Here is an 18925-nt window from a genome sequence, read left to right as displayed (position 1 = left end):
AGGCTTGTTTTGAAATATTATTCGTTTCTGTTTTTCTGCTAAAATAAGAGGGTACAGCAGGTACAGTATAAAAGTTGTACTTGTACGCAGGCGTTTGTGTTTGTTTCTTTGTTTTGTACTTATGATGAAGGGCTAGCATAAATCAATTTTTAAATGCTGGATAGAAAGAATAAAACTGATGTAGAACGAAAAATGAAGGAGTATGTTGACAGGTATCTCATGGAACAATTACATAGTTGTGGTTGTTTTGATTTTAACGGTTTGGTATTTATTTGTAGGGTTTCGATATTACTTTGGAGAGATCAAAGAATTTGTAACTGGTAAACGGAAACTTAAATTCCGTGCGTTTTCTAAAAAATCAATAGAAGCGCCTTATTCTGATTTTAGCTCTGCAAATTCGAAAGATATTTTAAATTCTCAAGATGAATTTGAAACTGCAGACACTGTTTTTAATGAAGTAGAAGAATTAGTAATAAAACTAAAAAATAGTATTACTGAAGCAACTCAAAAGAACTTTTCCAAAAAAGATTTTGAGGATTGTTTGCAATTGATTCTTAAAGAACATTCTTTGATTAGCAACTCTCCATTTCGTTCTTCAATAAACGAGTTGATCGTCTCTGAATGTGAAATACAGGATTCAATTCTTTTGACTTACCAAGAGATAGAAGCTCTTTGGAATAAAAAAAAATAAAATACTAATTACGGAGGAATAGCCCCTGTTTGTCCCAGTGCGGTACGGCTTATGTGAAAGGATGATGAGGTGATACAATAGCGGTATGTCCTCCGTTTTTTAATTGATTAATTCAATCTTAAAATAAATGTGTTATGAAAAAATGTAGTTGGAAATTTGAGAATGGTACTCCTAAAAAAATATGTTTTACGGGAGCTATTACGGTACTATCAGCTTTAAAAAATCAAATCTATAGTCAAGATGGGATTGCTGGAATTAATGAAGCAAATCAACAGGTGAGAAGCTATTTTGATGCTGGTACCCAATTGATGTATGCTATCGGTGCCATATTAGGGTTAATAGGTGCTGTAAAAGTATATCAAAAGTGGAATGCGGGTGATCCGGATACTGGAAAAGTTGCTGCAGCTTGGTTTGGTAGTTGTGTTTTTCTAGTAGTTGTTGCTACTGTAATACAATCTTTTTTTGGAGTTTAATGGATTTCCAAAATAGATAAATCTGATTTTATTTGAAGTAGGAACTTTAAACAGAAGAGTTATGGGTAACAGTGTATATCAAATTAATAAAGGCATTAATCAAAGTATAGAATTTAAAGGACTTAAAGCGCAATATATATGGTATTTAGGGGCTGGAGTTGTTGTTCTAATGATTGTTTTTGCTGTATTGTATGTAACTGGTCTTCCTTCTTTTGCTTGTGTTGGAATTATAGGTGTTTCAGGTGTCGTGTTGGTTTTTACAATCTATAGAATGAGTCAAAAATATGGGGAGTATGGTTTAATGAAAACGATATCTAAAAAGAAACTACCGAAATCAGTTCGAGTATACAGTAGAAAAGTTTTTATGATGCAGCGATAAGGTGAACGAAGATGCAATAAATGGTAAAAAACGATTGGAGATGGAAAAGAAAATGGATGATATTTTACCGATTATGGATGTGCAGCACGACTGCATTTTGTCTAAACAAGGAGATATAACAATAGTTTTTCAGGTAGAATTACCCGAGCTATTTACGTTATCAGATCAGGAATATGAAGCATTTCATCAATCTTGGTTAAAGGCCATAAAGATACTTCCAAAATTTAGTGTATTTCATAAGCAAGATTGGTTTATTGATAGTGCGTATAAGCCTGACTTTAGGAAGGACGAAAATAGTTTTTTGAGCCGTAGTAGTGAACTTTTCTTTAATGAACGTCCATTCTTGGATCATTGCTGTTATATTCTTCTTACCAAGAAACCTTTGGGAAGGAAAGCTTCCAATTCCTTGTTTTCTAATTTAATTAGGAGCTCTCCTGTTCCCCAAGAAACACTTAAAACGCAATTGCTTCAAGATTTTATTGATAGTACAGGACAATTCAAGCGCATATTGGAAGATTGCGGTTTTGTAAAATTAACTCGTCTGACTAATGACAAATTAAGAAGTCATAACCGTAAAGTGGGTTTGATTGAACAATATTGTTTGTTGTCAGAAAAGAAAAATTCAATTGTATTTAACGATATTTCTTTTGAAGATGGATTACGAGTAGGAGATAAGCATTGTCAAATATATACTTTGGGAGATGCCGCAGATCTTCCACCTCTTTGTGGTTCCCGCATTAACTACGACCGATACTCTACTGATAAAACAAAATTCAGTATTGGTTTTGCCTCTTCACTGGGACAGTTGTTATCATGCAATCATATTTACAATCAATATCTTTTTATTGAGGATGCCCAGAAAACAGTACAGAAATTAGAAAGTAAAAGATTGCGATTACAATCGTTATCAGCTTATAGTCGTGAAAATAGTATTGCAAGAGATGCTACAAATGATTTTTTAAATGAGGCAATAAGTCAGCAACGATTGGCGGTAAAAGCACATTTTAATGTGCTGGCTTGGACAGAAAACAAAGAAGAACTTAAAGATATTAAAAACAAGGTTTCTTCAGCATTAGCACAGATGGATACTGCTGCTAAACAGGAAACAGTAGGGGCAGCGCAGTTATTTTGGGCGGGTATTCCAGGCAATGAAGCGGATTTTCCTATGAATGACAGCTTCGATACGTTTGCTGAGCAAGGAGTTTGTTTCTTAAATATGGAAACAGGCTATCGCTCTTCATTGAGTCCTTTCGGAATTCGTTTAGGTGATCGTCTAACGGGCAAGCCAGTACACGTAGATATTAGTGACGAACCAGTAAAAAAAGGAATTTGTACAAATCGTAATAAGTTCATTTTAGGACCTTCAGGAAGCGGCAAATCCTTTTTTACCAATCACATGGTACGAAATTATTATGAGCAAGGAACTCATGTAGTACTAGTAGACGTTGGACATAGTTATAAAGGACTCTGTGATATGGTCGGCGGTTATTATTTTACCTATGATGAAAAAAATCCCATCCGATTCAATCCCTTTTATATAGGGGAAGGAGACGCTTTGGATACGGAAAAAAAGGAAAGTATCAAAACACTACTTCTTGCCTTGTGGAAAAAAGATAATGAAACCTTCAATCGAAGTGAGTATGTGGCTTTGTCCAATGCACTTCAATTATACTATGAAAAATTGGAATCCCATAAAGACTTATTTCCCTGTTTCAATAGTTTTTACGATTTCCTAAAAGATGATTTTGTAAAGGTATTAGAAGGAGATAGGGTAAAAGAAAAGGATTTTGATGTCAATAATTTCATGTATGTATTGCGACCCTATTACAAAGGAGGAGAGTTCGATTATCTGTTAAATGCGACTGAAAATTTAGAGTTTTTACAAGAACGATTTATTGTATTTGAATTGGACAATATCAAAGACCATCCAATCCTTTTTCCAGTGGTCACTATCATCATTATGGAGGTGTTTATCAGTAAGATGCGCAAGCTCAAAGGAATCCGTAAAATGATACTTATTGAAGAAGCTTGGAAAGCTATTGCTAAGGAGGGGATGGCAGAATATATAAAATATTTGTTTAAAACAGTTCGAAAGTTTTTTGGAGAGGCTATTGTGGTGACTCAGGAGGTAGAAGACATTATTTCCTCACCCGTAGTGAAACAGGCAATCATCAATAATAGCGATTGTAAAATACTGCTGGATCAGAGTAAATATCAAAATAAATTTGATCAGATTCAAGAACTCTTGGGGCTTACAGAAAAAGAAAAAGCCTTGGTGCTATCTGTTAATAAAGCCAATGATCCAGATAAAAAATACAAGGAAGTGTTTATTTCTTTAGGAGGCATGCAATCTAAGGTATACCGAACAGAAGTATCGCTGGAAGAATATCTCGCCTATACAACAGAGGAAACAGAAAAATTAAAAGTGCAGCAATACGCTAAAAAGTTTGATGGAGACATCAAAAAAGGAATAGCTGCACTGGCAATGGATATAAGAACAGAAATGTAAATGAAGAAGGATTATGAAAGTGAAGAAAAAAATCATGGTTTGTCAGATATGTTTATTGTTAATAAGTATTCCGGCTAGACCAGCAGAAACCCAAGCTGCCATTCCGATTATCGGATTGATTCAAATAGTAGCAAAAAAAGTGATTAAAGCTATTGATCTGAGAATTCAACGATTGCAGAATAAAACAATATGGCTTCAGAATGCTCAGAAAAAAATAGAAAATATCCTATCTAAGTTCAAATTAAACGAAATATCCGAATGGACTCAAAAACAAAGAGATCTGTATCAAAACTATTATGACGAACTAACGAAGGTGAAATCAATTATAAGCTATTACCAACGGGTGAAAGATATTTATCAAAAACAGTTGCGACTTATGAATGAGTATGATAAATGGTGGAAACTATTCCAAAAAGATAGTCACTTTACTGTAACGGAATTGGATTTTATGCAAAAAGTTTATTCCGGTATTTTGGAGGAAAGCATGAAAAATATAGATCAGATATTCCTAATCCTAGATTCTTTTACAACACAGATGACAGATGCGAAAAGACTTGAAATCATTACTACTGCCGCAGACCAGATAGATGCTAATTACGATGATCTTACACGGTTTAATAGACAGAATATTCTACTTAGTCTCCAAAGAGCTAAAACTAAGCATGAGGTGGATGTGATTAAGCAGTTTTACTCGATTCCGTAGATAAAATAAAAACTATGAAAAAGCTATTGTTATTGTTGCTCTTTATGGGATTGCTAACTTCAAACGTTCAGGCACAAAAAAGTCAAAGAAAAGTACTGATTCAACAAATTATCGCTTTAAAAGTTTACATCGATGCAGCGCAAAACGGCTATTCTATTGCTAAAAAAGGGTTAAACACTATTAGTGATCTGAAACGTGGTGAATTTCATCTTCATACTGATTATTTTATCTCTTTAAAAAAAGTGAATCCGAAAATAAAAAAGTATAGCCGAGTAGCCGAGATTATAGCCCTGCAGTTGGAAATTTTAAAAAGTTATAATCTAAATATTGAAGATTTGCAGCAAGGGGAATTATTTCACGGAAGTGAGCTGGATTATATCAAAAGGGTTTTTGATCGATTGTTGGATAATTGTAACAACACCTTAGCTGAATTGATAGCAGTCACCACCGATGGACAGCTTGAAATGAAAGACGATGAGCGAATGAATCGTATTGATGGTCTGTATCGTACAATGATGGATAATTACAGGTTTTGTCAAAGTTTTAATAATCAAACAAAACTACTGTATTTGTCTAAAATTCAAGAGAATAAAGAAGTGCGAAAGCAAAGTGTATTATATGACATATTGAAAGACTAATTATGAGAAAGTTATTGATAATAGGAATGTTTGCGTTTGGAATGCTTTTGCCTTCCAAGACTTTAGCGCAATCCCAGGAAATGCAGCAGTTATTATTGAATATAGAGAAGCTTGCTCAGTTCAAGCAGATTTTACAGGATATGAAAAAAGGCTATGTTATCCTCAATGAGGGTTATAATACAGTCAAAGAATTGTCTCAAGGGAATTTCAGTTTGCATAAGACTTTTATTGACGCATTGATGCAAGTAAGTCCGACGGTAAAAAAGTATAAACGTGTAAGGGATATTATTAATGACCAGCTACAATTGGTCAAAGAATATAAACTTTCATCAAAGCGCTTTCGAAACAATACACTTTTTAATGAGAAGGAAGTACAGTATGTAGGGAAGGTCTATGATAACCTACTACAGCAAAGTTTGCGCGACCTTGATGAACTAACTATGGTTATTACCGCTAATAAACTCCGAATGTCAGACGACGAAAGATTGGAATCAATTGATAGAATCTATTTTGATATGAAGGACAAACTGATGTTTCTTCGAGACTTTAATGCTAGCACATCTATACTTGAATTACAACGTTCTAAAGAGCTCAATGATGTGAACGCTCTTAAATCGATATATAAGTGAAAAATCAATAAAATATGTTATGAAAAAGAAAAATAATATTTTACTACTTATAATTACTATAATAGTTTGTCCTGTTTTGGCTCAAGCACAAGGGGTTGCAGATGATATGAGTGGGCTTCATGGAGTACTCGATCAGCTTTATGATGAGATGATGCCTTTGTGTAGCAATTTGCTAGGTATAGGACAAGGAATAGCTGGATTTGCAGCTATTTGGTACATAGGTTCACGAGTATGGAGGCATATTGCTAATGCTGAACCTGTTGATTTTTATCCTCTTTTTCGTCCTTTTGTTATTGGTTTCTGTATCATGATTTTTCCCTCAGTACTGAACATGATTAATGCAGTCATGAAACCTACCGTCACAGCTACAGCATTGATGATGGATAGCTCTCATAAAGCAATAGAAGTGCTTTTGAAGAAAAAAGAAGAGGCTATTAAAAGTACAGATACTTGGCAGATGTACGTAGGAGAATCGGGTAGTGGTGATCAGGATCGTTGGTATAAATACACCCATGATGATGGCGATACCTCAAATGAAGGAATACTCGATGGTATTGGAAATGATATAAAGTTTGCGATGGCAAAGGCCTCTTTTAACTTTCGGAATTCTGTAAAAGAATGGTTGAGTGAAGTTTTACGAGTGTTTTTTGAAGCTGCATCACTTTGCATAGATACACTCAGAACCTTTCAGTTGGTCGTGTTGTCAGTGCTAGGTCCACTGGTGTTTGGAATTGCTGTTTTTGATGGTTTCCAACATACATTGACAGTATGGTTAGCGAGGTACATCAATATTTACCTGTGGCTTCCAGTAGCTAATATTTTCGGCAGTATCATAGGTAAAATCCAAGAGCAAATGCTTAAAATAGATATCTCTCAAGTTAACGATTATGGTGATACGTTTTTTAGTCGAACGGATATAGCTTATTTAGTATTTATGATTATCGGTATTATAGGATATTTTACTGTTCCCTCTGTTGCAAATTACATTGTCCATGCAGGAGGAGGTGGGGCTTTAAATCAAAAAGTTACCAACATTTTCAGTAGTTCTGCTAATACTGCGATTAGCACAGCATCAACAGGAGTAGGAATGGCTGCGGATGCCTTGGGGAATGCAGCAGGACGAATGTCTCAAAGCATGTCCGCAAATCAAACATCATCTCCTTATTTTGGTGAGAAAGGCAGTTATATGGGGGATAAATTAAAAGGGAATTCTTGATAATCATTAAATAGATATGCCATGTTTAATAAAATGAAAAATATAGATACCGCTTTTCGTCATGTCAGAACTTTTTCCTTGTTAATAATTACGGGATGCATTATTATAAGCTGTTTTGCAGTATACAAAAGCTTTGGACTGGTTTCTCAAATGCAGTCTAAGATTTATATTCTGGCTAATGGAAAAGCATTGGAAGCCTACTCTTCAGATAGGAAAGACAATATTCCAGTGGAAGCAAAAGATCATGTAAAAAGCTTTCACAAGTACTTTTTCTCATTAGATCCAGATGATAAAGTAATTAAGGATAATGTAACAAAAGCATTATACTTATCAGATGAAAGTGCCAAAAGAGTTTATGATGATTTAAAAGAAAGAGGTTACTATTCGGGTATCATCTCAGGGAATATTAGTCAAACTATATATGTTGATAGTGTCTCAATTGATATAGATGTCTACCCTTATTATTTCAGATGTTATGCCAAGCAAAATATCATTAGGACTACTAGTGTAGTTCATCGAAGCTTAATTACTGAAGGAATGTTGCGTAATGTGTCCCGAAGTGATAATAATCCGCATGGGTTTTTAATAGAACGATGGATTACAGTTGAGAATAAGGATTTGAGTACTGAAAATAGAAAGTGATAAAATAGAATAACTATGAAGTTCTTATTCAAAGGAAATCAAAAAACGACTGAAAAGAACCCTTTCGTCAAAGAGAATAGTTTGATTATTTATTTAAAGAAGGGGTGTTTAGTTTTACAAAAAGAGTGGGCGGTATGGATGACTAGACAGTCGACTAAATTATCGGTTAAAAATCAATTGCTTGTATTTGGATTATTTATCGCTTGTAGTGTTGGCTATAGTGTTTATTTGATTAGTATGAGTTTTTCAGATTTGGTTCCCAATAAAATCACTGTAACTCAAATTATTAATCCAATAAATACTTTTCAAACTAATGATGCGACAATTCCCAAAAGTAGTATTGTCAGTAAGGTTGAATTGGATAAAATTATCCGTTTTAGAACTTACATGGATAGTTTAGCTAGAAGGACTTCAGGAAGAAAAATCTACGACAGTATTGTTAAGAATCGTCCTGGGCTATTAGATAGTCTTGCAGTTGTAGAAAAATATTATCAATCTAATTTTAAAAAAGAATATTATGGAAAATAAAACGAAATCACTGAAAACACTTCGACAACGTAAGTTGTTTATGATTATACCATTGTTAACGTTGCCTTTTATTACAATACTTTTTTCGCTACTGGGTGGAGGGAAAATTGAAGCTACAAATACACAATCAGTTTTACAAAAAGGATTTAATATAGCACTTCCAGATCCTAAATTTGATGAAGGATCTTCATTAAATAAAATGAGTTATTATGATGCGGCAGCATTGGATTCAATTAAAAAAGAAGAACAAATAAAAAAAGACCCTAATTATATAAGATATTCTTTTCTAGGAGATTCAATTAAGGTAACTAATGAAATTAATGATGAGAGTAAGAACTCAAAAAAGGGAAAAGGGGCTTTAAACACTTTGACCTATCGTGATCCAAATGAAGCTAAAGTGTATGCAAAACTTGATGCACTTCAAAAAGTAATTAATCAAGTAGCACCAACTCCACCCCAGCAATCGTATAATCAAGAATATGAAGAACACAGTAATGTTCCAATTTTTTCTAAAGATGTTGACAGGCTAGAACAAATGATGGAATCCATGAATCAATCGGATACGGAAGATCCAGAATTGCAAAAACTCAGTGGAATGCTTGAAAATATACTGGATATTCAACATCCAGCTCGTGTACAAGAAAAATTGAGAAAAATATCGGAAACCAATAAAGGTCAAGTATTTGCTGTTAGTGTAGGAGATAAGGAAGATATTGTTACTTCTTTAAAAAATACTAAAAATCCAAATGAAATTGGAATTCAATTTAAACCCAATGCCTTTTATTCTTTTGATGAGACAGAAAAAGAAAAGAATGTTCAAAATTCAGTTGAAGCTGTCATTCATGAAAGCCAAACGCTGGTGAATGGTTCTACGGTGAAATTGAGACTTAATACTGCAATTTTTATTGAAGGTATACTTATTCCTAAAGATAATTTTCTCTTTGGTGTAGCAACATTAAAGGAAGAAAGGTTGACCATTAAGATTAATAGCGTTCGATATCAAAATTCTATATTTTCAGTTGATTTAGCAGTCTATGATTTGGACGGGCTTGAGGGGATTTATATTCCTGGAGCGATAACTCGTGATGTTGCAAAAGCCTCTGCAGACCGTTCGCTACAAACTTTAGGAGTTAGTTCGCTTAATGATTCATGGGGAGCTCAAGCTGCAGGAATGGGCATTGAGACCGCTAAAAATTTTTTGAGTAGAAAAGTAAAACTGGTAAAAGTTATGGTGAAAGCGGGTTATCAGGTTTTAATTAGAGATGAAAACCAAAAAAAATAAAGATTCTAATTAACGGATAAATTAATAACTATGAAAAAGATAAATGTATTGGCAATGATGGCCACGGTATTATTAACGCTCAACGTATTTGGACAGTTGCAAGTAGAAAAAAGCGATGATTATAGAGTCCAATTGGATACAGTAGCTATCGCGTATTCTAAAACAACAAATATTGTATTTCCTTATTCTATAAAAAGCGTAGACAGGGGTAGTGAGGATGTGTTAGTTCAAAAAGCAAAGAACGTTGAAAATATTCTGCAGATAAAGGCTGCCAAATATGATTTTGCAGAAACCAATCTTACGGTAGTTACTTCGGATGGACAGCTGTATTCCTTCGTACTGCATTACGATGAACAACAACCATTGTTGAATTTGGTAGTGCCTAAATCTCGATATTCCATGCAAGAAAATTTCACTTCTGATGAAACTAAAAATGAAGAGGAATTACAATCGTATGCAGAATTGTCATTTTTCGAAAAGAGAAAATTGCCGGGGGTGAAGGATAAAAAATACGAGATCAAGCTTCAATTGAATGGATTATTTATCCATGAGAATGTAATGTATTACAGGATAAAAATAGAGAATCATTCCAATATCAATTATGATATCAGTCAGCTTCGGTTTTTTATTCGTGATCAAAAGAAAGCCAAACGGACTGCATCACAGGAAATAGAAATTAGCCCTTTATACACTTACAATAAAACAGAAACAATAGAAGGAAAGTCAGAAGTCTGTTTTGTATTTGCTTTAACGAAATTCACGATACCTGATGAAAAACATCTTGCTATACAGCTTATGGAAGATGAAGGAGGAAGACATTTGGAACTCCATATGAAAAACAAAAAAATGAAGCAGATAGCTGTGCTGTCTATTTTATAAGAATTGTAACCATTTAAAAATTGATAGTCATGAACGAGAAAAATTTTGAATACCTGAGAGATCAGGTAAAGTACAGCGGTTTCGGAGAAGGATTGGAAGCAGAGCTAAAGAAAAAAATTCAAGAACAACAGCCTAGTTTTACATTGAATCATCAGACCAAATATGGCGACACTATTGCTAATGCGACCTTGAATTTTAAGAAATCAGACCAAAGTGATATGTATTTCTTTAATTCTTATAAAATGAATGTATTAAAAGACAGTTCTAAGGAATCTTTAGAACAAACCTTTTACATTAATAAAGGAAGTAATATCACCATGAAAGAGGCTTATAATTTGATGGAGGGAAGAGCAGTTAATAAAGACCTTACCAATAAGGAAGGTCAACTATATAATGCTTGGATACAAATGGATTTTAAAGAAGCGGATAGCAATGGAAATTTTAAGCTAAATCAGTATCATCAAAATTACGGATATAATCTTGAAGCCACTTTGTCTAAGCATCCAATTAAAGAACTGGAGACCCCTAAGCACAAAGAAGACCTTATAGATTCTGTTAAAAAAGGAAATAAACAATTTGTAACTTTTTTAAAAGAAGGAAATGAGGTGAAGCAATTTATTGAAGCCAATCCTCAATTCAAAACCATTACTATTTATGATGGTAATATGCAACGTATTGATAACCGACAATCCAAAGTGGAAAAACAGTCTGAAGGAGAAACAAAGTCTGCTAAACAGAGTACCAAAAAGCAAAGTCAAAATGATGATGCTGAAGCTCCCGAGATACCACAGGAAAAAAAAAGGAGAAAAAAACAATCTAATTCTATATAGAAACTCATGGAAACCATAAAACCTTTATCCGATTTCTTTTCAGCAATTAAAAACGATTGTAGAATCAGTAGTACTCATATTGGTATCTATGCTGCTTTATTGCAATTTAGGATGGATAAGGGTTTTATTAACCCGATTGAGGCATTTAGTTATGAAATCATGCCCTTAGCAAAAATATCAGGTTCCAACACGTATCATAAATGTATTAGAGAACTCCATGAATATGGTTATGTCAGGTACGAACCTTCTTTTAAAAATAATCAAAGGAGTAAAATATATTTTTTTGGAAGTTAATAATAAACACCAGTTGTCAATGTAGTAAAGCCCTTTTTGGGCTTTTTTTAATTAATTTAAATCGCGGAAAGATGGAAGATGAAGTGGAAGATGTTAAATCAAAAATTACACCTGAAAAAGCTCGAAAAATGTTGAAAGAAGAGGGTATGGAAGTAACGTTAGAAGAAGCAAAAGAAATATTGCATTTCTTGAAGAAATTAGCTAATATAGCAGTGCTTAAATATTTGAAAAATGAAAAAGACAGCAGACTTATATGTACGGGTAAGCACTGATGAACAGGCAGATAAAGGTTATTCTCAACGTAATCAGGAAGAAATGTTGAGAAAGTTTTGTGGTTTAAATAATATTCAAATTAGAGATGTAATCTATGAAGATTATTCAGCCAAAACCTTCAACAGACCACAGTGGAAGAAAATTCTTTTAAATTTAAAGAGATATAAAAATAAGACAGATTTAGTTTTATTTACCAAATGGGATCGATTCAGTCGAAACGCTGGAGATGCATATCAAATGATTAATTTACTCCGAAAATTAGGAGTTGAACCACAAGCGATTGAACAACCACTGGACTTGGCTATTCCTGAAAACAAAATGATGTTAGCATTTTACCTTGCTGCTCCAGAGGTGGAGAATGATCGAAGAGCTTTAAATACTATGCACGGTATGCGAAGAGCAAAAAAAGAGGGTAGGTATATGGGTATTGCGCCATTTGGATATATTAATAAAACCAAAGATGATGGACGGAAATTTATAATGATAAATGAAAAACAAGCGACCATTGTTAGATGGGCTTTTCATGAAATTGCTAAAAAAGTTTTTAATACCGAATCAGTTTATTATTTGGCTAAAAAGAAAGGACTGACTTTAACTAAAAGTGGTTTTTGGGTTATGTTAAAAAATACTTTATACTGCGGTAAAATATTTGTACCTAAATATAAAGATGAAGTAGAACAGTTTGTACAGGGACAACATGAGGCTATAATTTCTGAGGAGCTTTATTATCAGGTACAAGATGTCCTAGATAGCAGGGCAAGAATGTATCGTCCTAAAATAGAAACTATAGATGAATTTCCTTTAAGAGGTTTTTTTCTTTGTCCGAAATGCTCTAAAAAACTCACTGCAAGTAAATGTAAAGGAAGAAGTAAGTATTATTACTATTATCATTGTGAGAGTAGTTGTAAATTCAGAATTAATTCTGAAGAGGCAAACGAAAAATTCATCTCTAATTTAAATACATTCGCTCCATTACAAGCTGTGAAAAAGTTATATACATCACTTATTTTAGAATCTTATAACAATAATACAAATGCTGTAAAAGATGAAAAAGGTGAATTATTAGCTCAAATAAAAAATTACGAAAAGAGAATGTCATATGCTCGTGAACTTCTTGTTACTGAACAAATTGATTCGGATGATTATCAGAAAATGAAAAATGAGTACGGTCAAATAATAAATAGATTAGAGAGTAAGCTTGATAATGTTTCAGATGATACACAAAGTATTGAGGGACTACTAAATATAGGGATTGACAGACTTCTACAGCTTAATTTTGCGTATACAAATGCCAACCTATCAGAAGCAAGAGATCTAATTGGTTTAATTTACCCCGAAAATTTTACATTTCGAAATAATCAATTCCAAACCGCTAGAGTCAATGAAATTGCAGCTCGTATATATCTGATAAACAGTATGTTAAATGATAAAAAAAACGGGACAAAAGAGTGTTTTTCCTCTTTGTCCCGTAAAGTGACCTTGACTGGATTCAAACCAGTAACCTCTTGAGCCGTAATCAAGTGCGCTATTCAGTTGCGCCACAAGGCCATTTTATGTTGCAAAGGCTTCAATTAATTAGTGATTAATATAACCTGATTGCGGGTGCAAATATAAGTATAAATGTGTAATTTGCAAGTCTAAAATGCAATAAAAATAAAAAAAAATGTCAATTAAGAATTATATACGTGATATTCAGGATTTTCCAAAAGAAGGAATTTTATTTAAAGACATCACTCCACTGTTATTAGACCCGAAAGCGACAAAAGAATGCTTGGAAATTTTAGTTGCTTCATTAAAAGGTCAATCTATTGATAAGGTAGTGGGGGCGGAAAGTCGTGGTTTTTTATTTGGGATGCTAATTGCACAAGAATTAAATGCTGGTTTCGTACCTGTAAGAAAACCCAATAAATTGCCTTATGATACAATTTCTACCTCGTATGATTTAGAATATGGTACTGATACTTTAGAAATACACAAAGATGCCATTCAAAAAGGAGACAAAGTGCTGATTCATGATGATGTATTAGCAACTGGAGGAACAGCAAAAGCGGTTTGCGAATTAGTAGAGAAATTAGGTGGCGAAATTGTACAACTTAATTTCTTGATGGAAATAAGCTTTCTTAAAGGAAAAGAAAAACTTCAAGGTAAAAACGTGTTTTCGGCATTGACTTATTAATCTAAAGCTCTTGTGGTAACATAATAACGATAGGCAATGATTGCCAACTGCCATTTTTTGGCTTTAGCCAAATCTAAATTTTGTTTGGTAAAGCTAGGAAGTATTATTTTATTGAGTTGGGCTAAGATTTTAAACATGTTTTTTATCAAAGATATTGATTTATTTTTATGAATTAAATCATTTTATTATCACAATTTAAGAGATATGCGAGCCACGAATACACTAGTGGGCTAGAGGAAGCCTTTAAACTAAGGAATTTGTGGCTCGCATATTTAATAAATTTGAACGGATTGAAAATGTTCTAAATTGTGACTTTACAACAATTTAGCCTATTTTTGCATTCAAGATAAATCAATCTTTTATTTGTTTTTGAAAATCGAGTTTTGACCCAAACAATTGAATGTTAAAATTGCCAATGAATTATTTCAATTTACATACCCATCAATTTACAAATAAAGAAGGTGTATTGGAATTAGTAAATCAATACCCGCAAGAATTTGATGCTAGCTTACCTTATTATTCCATAGGAATTCATCCGTTGTTTTTAAATCAAGATAGATTAGAAAACGATTTTCAAATCTTAGAACAAAAAGTCTCTCAGCCAGAATGTTTAGCCATAGGAGAATGTGGATTAGACAAACGTAGCGAAACACCTTTTAAAGTACAGCTAGAAGTGCTTGAAAAACAGTTGCTATTAGCTGAAAAACACCAAAAACCAGTTGTAATTCATTGTGTACATGCTTTTCAAGAATTAGTTGAATTAAAAAAAAAAATAAAAATTACGACTCCAATCGTAATTCATGGATTTTCCAAAAAGGAGCAACTTGCAAAACAACTTTTAGAAAATGGATTTTATCTTTCATTTGGCAAAAATTTATTACGAAATTCTGAGTTGAAAACAGTGTTTTTGAGTACACCAAATGATAAATATTTTCTTGAAACCGATATGGTTGAAGAAGAAATACAGGAAGTATATGCTTTGGCAGCAAAATATAAAGAAGGAACAGTAACAGAAATACAAAATCAGATAAATAATAATTTTAAAATTGTTTTTAAAACGTACATAAAAATTTAAAACAGAAACAAACCTAAAATAAAAAATATGGCAGAGTGGACCGAAAGAGCGGAGCTTTTATTTGAAAAAGAAGGATTAGAAAAATTACAACAATCACATGTGTTAGTGGTTGGTTTAGGAGGTGTAGGTTCATTTGCAGCTGAATTTTTAGCTAGAGCTGGCATAGGAAAAATGACTATTGTAGATGGTGATGTAGTTGATATTACAAATATTAATCGGCAACTTCCTGCTTTGCATTCCACAGTAGGACAGCCTAAAATTGATGTTGTAGGAGACCGATTGATGGATATTAATCCTGAATTAGACTTAATTCGAATCAAAGAATTTCTGTCACCAGAAAGAGCTTATGAAATAGTTTCTAAAGAGTATGATTATATTTTGGACTGTATTGATAGTGTAACTCCAAAACTTAATTTGATAATATCGGCTAGACGCCAAAAAGTAAGGATCATTTCCAATATGGGAGCAGGAGGAAAGATGGATGCTTCAAAAGTGAAAGTAGCTGATATTAGTAAAACAACCAATTGTTATTTGGCAAAAACCATTCGAAAAAGATTAAAAAAAGAAAATATCAATAAAGTAAAAGTCGTTTTTTCATCTGAAATTCAAAAAGAATCTAGTCTGAAAATGACCGACGGCTCAAACTTTAAAAAATCATTTTACGGTACTAATAGTTATATGCCAGGTTTATTTGGTTTATATGCTGCTGAAACCGTAATTCGTTATATTCTTAATAAAAAGTAAATAAAGTGACTAAGGTTCTGAGTTCATAACTAATAAAAATTTATAATCTCAGTTTCTTAGAATCTATGCAACTTAAAAAAACAAAATGATACAAACAGTAATTTTTGATATGGATGGCGTAATTGTAGATACTGAACCAGTTCACCGTTATGCCTATTTTCAACATTATAAAGAATTAGGAATTGATGTAACGGAAGAATTATACACCACTTTTACAGGACTTTCCACTCGAAATACCTATCAAAAAGTAAAAGATAGATTTTCTTTAAATGGAGAAGTTGAGGATTATATTTTAAGAAAAAGAGCCTTGTTTAATGATGCTTTTGACACCAAGGAAGATTTACAATTATTAGATGGAGTCGAAAATTTAATTAAGGATTTTCATCAAAACGGAATGCAATTAATTTTAGCTTCATCTGCATCCAAAGTAACAATAGATCGGGTGTTTACTCGTTTTAATTTACATCCCTACTTTACACATATTGTAAGCGGTGAAGATTTTCCACAATCTAAACCGGATCCAGCTATATTTTTACATGCCGCTTCGTTATCTATTGCACCCAAAGAAAACTGTATTGTGATCGAAGATAGTACAAATGGTGTGAAAGCTGCTAAAGCGGCTGGCATATATTGTGTGGGCTATAATAGTGTGCACTCTAAAGATCAAAATTTAGAATTAGCCGATATAGTGATTAGTCATTTTGATGAATTAAATTTTTCTACTGTAGCACAATTTTAATCAGTGTTTAGGCTTTAATTAACAGTTAAAACATAACTATTTTGTACTTTTGAATAAATAAAATGATACGAATTATGAAAAATATATTGATTGCTTTTACGATACTATTATCGCAACTAACATTGGAAGCTCAAGTTAGAATTCCTCAACAAAGTCCTAAAGAAAAAATTAACCAAACGGTTGGATTAACTGATGTTGAAATTGTGTATTCCAGACCATCGGCTCGCGACCGTATCGTTTATGGAAACTTAGTTCCTTTTGGGAAATTATGGAGAACAGGAGCTAATGAAAATACCGTAATTTCATTCAGTGATGATGTGGTGATTGCTGGAAAAACATTGAAAAAAGGAAAATACGCTTTATATACCATTCCTAATATTCAAACTTGGGAAGTTATTTTCTATAAAACAATTGATAATTGGGGAAATCCAAAAGTATTTGACGAAGCAAATGTTGCCTTGAGAACAACTGCCAAAGAAATAGCAATTCCTAATGCTGTAGAATCCTTTACAATTGGCATTAACGGACTGGATACAAATGGTGCTAACCTTCAATTTTCATGGGAACATTCACTCGTTTCCTTACGATTTGATGTACCTACTCATAAAATGACGATGGCAAGTATTGAAAAAGTGATGGCGGGACCTAAAGGATCGGATTATTATGATGCTGCACAATATTTTTACCAATCTAATGGAGATAGCATCAAAGCCTCGGAATATATCGATAAAGCTTTGGATTTGACTCCTGAAAAACCATTCTTTTATTTGCGTTTAAAATCATTAATTCAAGCTAAAAATGGAGATAAAAAAGGCGCTATTGATACGGCTAAACAATCATTGGCTGCCGCCGAAACCGCAGGAAATCAAGATTACGTTAAATTAAATAAAGACAGTATAAATGAATGGAGTAAATAACCCATTTGTTTTATAAAATAAAAAATCCCGTTTCAATCATTTGAAACGGGATTTTTTTATGGACTAAAGTATTTTAACTAAGGGAATTTACAATATTTTTTTTTAGAAAAGAGAGAAATATTAAAATTAACTTAGTAAAATAAGGTTGTTTGATTTGATAACTTTTTGAATTTTGTCAAATGTTAATAAAAAAATATTTTTATTAAGTTTTAACCCCATCTTTTTCCCTCACAAATAAACTCTGAATAATAACAGACAAAATGATAGTAAGCATTGCTCCAATGAAATTCAACCACAAATATCCTAAGGTTTCTTTTCCGCTTGGATAAATGCTATTGGTGAAGTAATAAATTACAAAAATTGTTAATTGACTGATGACGGCACTATAGAAAATAGCTTTAGATTTTACATATTTTACATAAAAACCAACCAAGAAAATCCCTAAAACTGTACCATAAAAAATGGATCCAATGATATTCACTAACTGAATTAAATTCTCAAATAAGGTTCCAATACAAGCAAAAAGAATGGCAATAATTCCCCATAATAAAGTGAAAAATTTAGTAGCATTCAGATAGTGCTTTTCTGTTTTTTCTTCTTTTTGATTGCGTTTGTAGATATCAATAGCTGTAGTCGAAGCCAAAGCATTCAATCCTGAAGCAGTTGAAGACATCGCTGCAGAGATAATTACGGCAAGCAATAAACCAATCAAACCTTTTGGTAAATAATGCAATATAAAATGGAAAAACACATAATCTTTGTCGTTTGTCTCATTATTGCTGTCTGCTTTCAGAATGATTTCTTTGGCTTTGTCTCTAAGATCTTTTTCTTTTAAGGATAACGCTACTAACTCTTTTCGAAGTATTGGATTATCAAAATCTTGATTCAATTGGTCGATATACAACAAATTAATTACTTTTTTATCTTCGGATAGGGTTTCTAGATCTTTTTCTAAACTGTGGTATTCGGTTTTGTAAATCGATTTTTCAATTGCAATTTTGTTATTAGGATTAAAATTCAATGGTACTGGGTTGAATTGAAAAAAGACAAAAACCATCACACCTGTTAAAAGAATGAAAAATTGCATTGGAACTTTTAGTAATCCGTTCATGATTAATCCCATTTGGCTTTCTCGAACAGATTTCCCGGAAAGATAACGTCCTACTTGTGATTGATCTGTTCCAAAATACGCTAAAGCTAAAAAGAACCCGCCTGTGATTCCACTCCAAAAAGTATATTTATCCTCAGGATCAGTGGAGAAACTAACAATATTCATCTTGGAGTTTGCGCCAGCAATATGCATTGCAT

23 protein-coding genes and 1 tRNA gene are annotated in these 18925 nt (G+C 32.9%); 21 read left to right on the top strand and 3 right to left on the bottom strand.

The window, feature by feature from the left end:
* Positions 1-202: 202 nt before the first annotated feature.
* The 16 genes from WBQ70_RS10855 (at position 203) to WBQ70_RS10780 (ending at position 13475) form a co-directional block, all read left to right on the top strand.
* Entirely contained in the window at positions 203-691 is a 489-nt protein-coding gene (locus WBQ70_RS10855; RefSeq protein ID WP_423913991.1) for a hypothetical protein, read from the top strand.
* A 134-nt stretch (positions 692-825) separates the two neighbouring features.
* The gene (locus tag WBQ70_RS10850; RefSeq protein ID WP_423913990.1) at positions 826-1164 is read left to right on the top strand and encodes a DUF4134 domain-containing protein; all 339 of its coding nucleotides are present in this window, start codon (positions 826-828) and stop codon (positions 1162-1164) included.
* Positions 1165-1225: 61 nt separating this feature from the next.
* A complete protein-coding gene (locus WBQ70_RS10845) occupies positions 1226-1543 on the top strand; it encodes a DUF4133 domain-containing protein (RefSeq protein ID WP_423913987.1) in 318 nt (105 codons plus the stop codon).
* Between the two features lie 40 nt (positions 1544-1583).
* Positions 1584-4052 carry a TraG family conjugative transposon ATPase gene (locus WBQ70_RS10840; protein WP_423913994.1) on the top strand — a complete coding sequence of 823 codons (2469 nt, stop codon included), beginning with the start codon at positions 1584-1586 and terminating at the stop codon, positions 4050-4052.
* A gap of 13 nt (positions 4053-4065) precedes the next feature.
* Positions 4066-4755 carry a conjugal transfer protein TraI gene (locus tag WBQ70_RS10835; RefSeq protein WP_423913984.1) on the top strand — a complete coding sequence of 230 codons (690 nt, stop codon included), beginning with the start codon at positions 4066-4068 and terminating at the stop codon, positions 4753-4755.
* A gap of 14 nt (positions 4756-4769) precedes the next feature.
* On the top strand, positions 4770-5393 hold the full coding sequence (locus WBQ70_RS10830; protein ID WP_423913982.1) for a hypothetical protein: 624 nt from the start codon (positions 4770-4772) through the stop codon (positions 5391-5393).
* Positions 5394-5395: 2 nt separating this feature from the next.
* Entirely contained in the window at positions 5396-6022 is a 627-nt protein-coding gene (locus WBQ70_RS10825; RefSeq protein ID WP_423913979.1) for a TerB family tellurite resistance protein, read from the top strand.
* A 106-nt stretch (positions 6023-6128) separates the two neighbouring features.
* Positions 6129-7238 (top strand): conjugative transposon protein TraJ, encoded by a 1110-nt coding sequence (traJ, locus tag WBQ70_RS10820; protein ID WP_423913977.1) that lies wholly within the window; start codon positions 6129-6131, stop codon positions 7236-7238.
* 33 nt (positions 7239-7271) lie between these two features.
* Positions 7272-7880 carry a conjugative transposon protein TraK gene (gene traK, locus WBQ70_RS10815; RefSeq protein ID WP_423913974.1) on the top strand — a complete coding sequence of 203 codons (609 nt, stop codon included), beginning with the start codon at positions 7272-7274 and terminating at the stop codon, positions 7878-7880.
* 15 nt (positions 7881-7895) lie between these two features.
* Positions 7896-8408 carry a hypothetical protein gene (locus WBQ70_RS10810; RefSeq protein ID WP_423913973.1) on the top strand — a complete coding sequence of 171 codons (513 nt, stop codon included), beginning with the start codon at positions 7896-7898 and terminating at the stop codon, positions 8406-8408.
* Positions 8398-9690: a conjugative transposon protein TraM gene (traM, locus tag WBQ70_RS10805; protein WP_423913970.1), complete on the top strand. Its 1293-nt coding sequence runs from the start codon at positions 8398-8400 to the stop codon at positions 9688-9690. Before WBQ70_RS10810 ends, traM begins: the two co-directional genes overlap by 11 nt.
* A 30-nt stretch (positions 9691-9720) precedes the next feature.
* The gene (traN, locus tag WBQ70_RS10800) at positions 9721-10569 is read left to right on the top strand and encodes a conjugative transposon protein TraN (RefSeq protein ID WP_423913968.1); all 849 of its coding nucleotides are present in this window, start codon (positions 9721-9723) and stop codon (positions 10567-10569) included.
* 29 nt (positions 10570-10598) lie between these two features.
* Positions 10599-11399 (top strand): hypothetical protein, encoded by an 801-nt coding sequence (locus tag WBQ70_RS10795; RefSeq protein ID WP_423913966.1) that lies wholly within the window; start codon positions 10599-10601, stop codon positions 11397-11399.
* Positions 11400-11405: 6 nt separating this feature from the next.
* Entirely contained in the window at positions 11406-11693 is a 288-nt protein-coding gene (locus WBQ70_RS10790) for a hypothetical protein (RefSeq protein ID WP_423913964.1), read from the top strand.
* A gap of 71 nt (positions 11694-11764) precedes the next feature.
* Positions 11765-11965: a hypothetical protein gene (locus WBQ70_RS10785; protein WP_423913961.1), complete on the top strand. Its 201-nt coding sequence runs from the start codon at positions 11765-11767 to the stop codon at positions 11963-11965.
* Positions 11925-13475, top strand: coding sequence for a recombinase family protein (locus WBQ70_RS10780; RefSeq protein ID WP_423913958.1), 1551 nt, complete (start codon positions 11925-11927; stop codon positions 13473-13475). The genes WBQ70_RS10785 and WBQ70_RS10780 overlap by 41 nt, the downstream gene beginning before the upstream one ends.
* Here the strand turns inward: WBQ70_RS10780 and WBQ70_RS10775 are convergent.
* A tRNA-Arg gene (locus WBQ70_RS10775) sits at positions 13441-13514 on the bottom strand. The genes WBQ70_RS10780 and WBQ70_RS10775 overlap by 35 nt on opposite strands.
* Positions 13515-13629: 115 nt before the next feature.
* Here WBQ70_RS10775 and WBQ70_RS10770 point away from each other — a divergent pair.
* Positions 13630-14142 carry an adenine phosphoribosyltransferase gene (locus WBQ70_RS10770; protein WP_423913955.1) on the top strand — a complete coding sequence of 171 codons (513 nt, stop codon included), beginning with the start codon at positions 13630-13632 and terminating at the stop codon, positions 14140-14142.
* Here the strand turns inward: WBQ70_RS10770 and WBQ70_RS10765 are convergent.
* Positions 14139-14279 carry an SsrA-binding protein gene (locus WBQ70_RS10765; protein ID WP_423913952.1) on the bottom strand — a complete coding sequence of 47 codons (141 nt, stop codon included), beginning with the start codon at positions 14277-14279 and terminating at the stop codon, positions 14139-14141. The two genes, WBQ70_RS10770 and WBQ70_RS10765, sit on opposite strands and share 4 nt — an antisense overlap.
* A 278-nt stretch (positions 14280-14557) precedes the next feature.
* Here WBQ70_RS10765 and WBQ70_RS10760 point away from each other — a divergent pair, with 278 nt between their 5' ends.
* The 4 genes from WBQ70_RS10760 (at position 14558) to WBQ70_RS10745 (ending at position 17617) form a co-directional block, all read left to right on the top strand.
* Positions 14558-15217 (top strand): TatD family hydrolase, encoded by a 660-nt coding sequence (locus WBQ70_RS10760; protein ID WP_423913949.1) that lies wholly within the window; start codon positions 14558-14560, stop codon positions 15215-15217.
* 27 nt (positions 15218-15244) lie between these two features.
* The gene (locus tag WBQ70_RS10755) at positions 15245-15961 is read left to right on the top strand and encodes a tRNA threonylcarbamoyladenosine dehydratase (RefSeq protein ID WP_423913948.1); all 717 of its coding nucleotides are present in this window, start codon (positions 15245-15247) and stop codon (positions 15959-15961) included.
* A gap of 85 nt (positions 15962-16046) precedes the next feature.
* Positions 16047-16700: an HAD family hydrolase gene (locus tag WBQ70_RS10750; protein WP_423913945.1), complete on the top strand. Its 654-nt coding sequence runs from the start codon at positions 16047-16049 to the stop codon at positions 16698-16700.
* Positions 16701-16774: 74 nt separating this feature from the next.
* Positions 16775-17617 carry a DUF2911 domain-containing protein gene (locus WBQ70_RS10745; protein WP_423913942.1) on the top strand — a complete coding sequence of 281 codons (843 nt, stop codon included), beginning with the start codon at positions 16775-16777 and terminating at the stop codon, positions 17615-17617.
* A 202-nt stretch (positions 17618-17819) separates the two neighbouring features.
* Here the strand turns inward: WBQ70_RS10745 and WBQ70_RS10740 are convergent.
* Positions 17820-18925 (bottom strand): sodium:solute symporter family transporter (locus WBQ70_RS10740; RefSeq protein WP_423913939.1); only part of this gene is annotated, 1106 nt, incomplete at its 5' end.

This window comes from Flavobacterium sp. (genome assembly GCF_049590715.1).
GTDB lineage: Bacteria > Bacteroidota > Bacteroidia > Flavobacteriales > Flavobacteriaceae > Flavobacterium.
The sequence above is the reverse complement of the archived record's forward strand: the minus strand, read 5'-3'. Positions and strand labels throughout refer to the sequence as shown.

Excerpts from the sequence above, each read along its gene's own strand:
- WBQ70_RS10855 (WP_423913991.1), top strand. The coding sequence starts at position 203 with ATGTTGACAGGTATCTCATGGAACAATTACATAGTTGTGGTTGTTTTG.
- WBQ70_RS10850 (WP_423913990.1), top strand. The coding sequence starts at position 826 with ATGAAAAAATGTAGTTGGAAATTTGAGAATGGTACTCCTAAAAAAATA.
- WBQ70_RS10845 (WP_423913987.1), top strand. The coding sequence starts at position 1,226 with ATGGGTAACAGTGTATATCAAATTAATAAAGGCATTAATCAAAGTATA.
- WBQ70_RS10840 (WP_423913994.1), top strand. The coding sequence starts at position 1,584 with ATGGAAAAGAAAATGGATGATATTTTACCGATTATGGATGTGCAGCAC.
- WBQ70_RS10835 (WP_423913984.1), top strand. The coding sequence starts at position 4,066 with ATGAAAGTGAAGAAAAAAATCATGGTTTGTCAGATATGTTTATTGTTA.
- WBQ70_RS10830 (WP_423913982.1), top strand. The coding sequence starts at position 4,770 with ATGAAAAAGCTATTGTTATTGTTGCTCTTTATGGGATTGCTAACTTCA.
- WBQ70_RS10825 (WP_423913979.1), top strand. The coding sequence starts at position 5,396 with ATGAGAAAGTTATTGATAATAGGAATGTTTGCGTTTGGAATGCTTTTG.
- traJ (WP_423913977.1), top strand. The coding sequence starts at position 6,129 with ATGAGTGGGCTTCATGGAGTACTCGATCAGCTTTATGATGAGATGATG.
- traK (WP_423913974.1), top strand. The coding sequence starts at position 7,272 with ATGAAAAATATAGATACCGCTTTTCGTCATGTCAGAACTTTTTCCTTG.
- WBQ70_RS10810 (WP_423913973.1), top strand. The coding sequence starts at position 7,896 with ATGAAGTTCTTATTCAAAGGAAATCAAAAAACGACTGAAAAGAACCCT.
- traM (WP_423913970.1), top strand. The coding sequence starts at position 8,398 with ATGGAAAATAAAACGAAATCACTGAAAACACTTCGACAACGTAAGTTG.
- traN (WP_423913968.1), top strand. The coding sequence starts at position 9,721 with ATGAAAAAGATAAATGTATTGGCAATGATGGCCACGGTATTATTAACG.
- WBQ70_RS10795 (WP_423913966.1), top strand. The coding sequence starts at position 10,599 with ATGAACGAGAAAAATTTTGAATACCTGAGAGATCAGGTAAAGTACAGC.
- WBQ70_RS10790 (WP_423913964.1), top strand. The coding sequence starts at position 11,406 with ATGGAAACCATAAAACCTTTATCCGATTTCTTTTCAGCAATTAAAAAC.
- WBQ70_RS10785 (WP_423913961.1), top strand. The coding sequence starts at position 11,765 with ATGGAAGATGAAGTGGAAGATGTTAAATCAAAAATTACACCTGAAAAA.
- WBQ70_RS10780 (WP_423913958.1), top strand. The coding sequence starts at position 11,925 with ATGAAAAAGACAGCAGACTTATATGTACGGGTAAGCACTGATGAACAG.
- WBQ70_RS10770 (WP_423913955.1), top strand. The coding sequence starts at position 13,630 with ATGTCAATTAAGAATTATATACGTGATATTCAGGATTTTCCAAAAGAA.
- WBQ70_RS10765 (WP_423913952.1), bottom strand. The coding sequence starts at position 14,279 with ATGTTTAAAATCTTAGCCCAACTCAATAAAATAATACTTCCTAGCTTT.
- WBQ70_RS10760 (WP_423913949.1), top strand. The coding sequence starts at position 14,558 with ATGAATTATTTCAATTTACATACCCATCAATTTACAAATAAAGAAGGT.
- WBQ70_RS10755 (WP_423913948.1), top strand. The coding sequence starts at position 15,245 with ATGGCAGAGTGGACCGAAAGAGCGGAGCTTTTATTTGAAAAAGAAGGA.
- WBQ70_RS10750 (WP_423913945.1), top strand. The coding sequence starts at position 16,047 with ATGATACAAACAGTAATTTTTGATATGGATGGCGTAATTGTAGATACT.
- WBQ70_RS10745 (WP_423913942.1), top strand. The coding sequence starts at position 16,775 with ATGAAAAATATATTGATTGCTTTTACGATACTATTATCGCAACTAACA.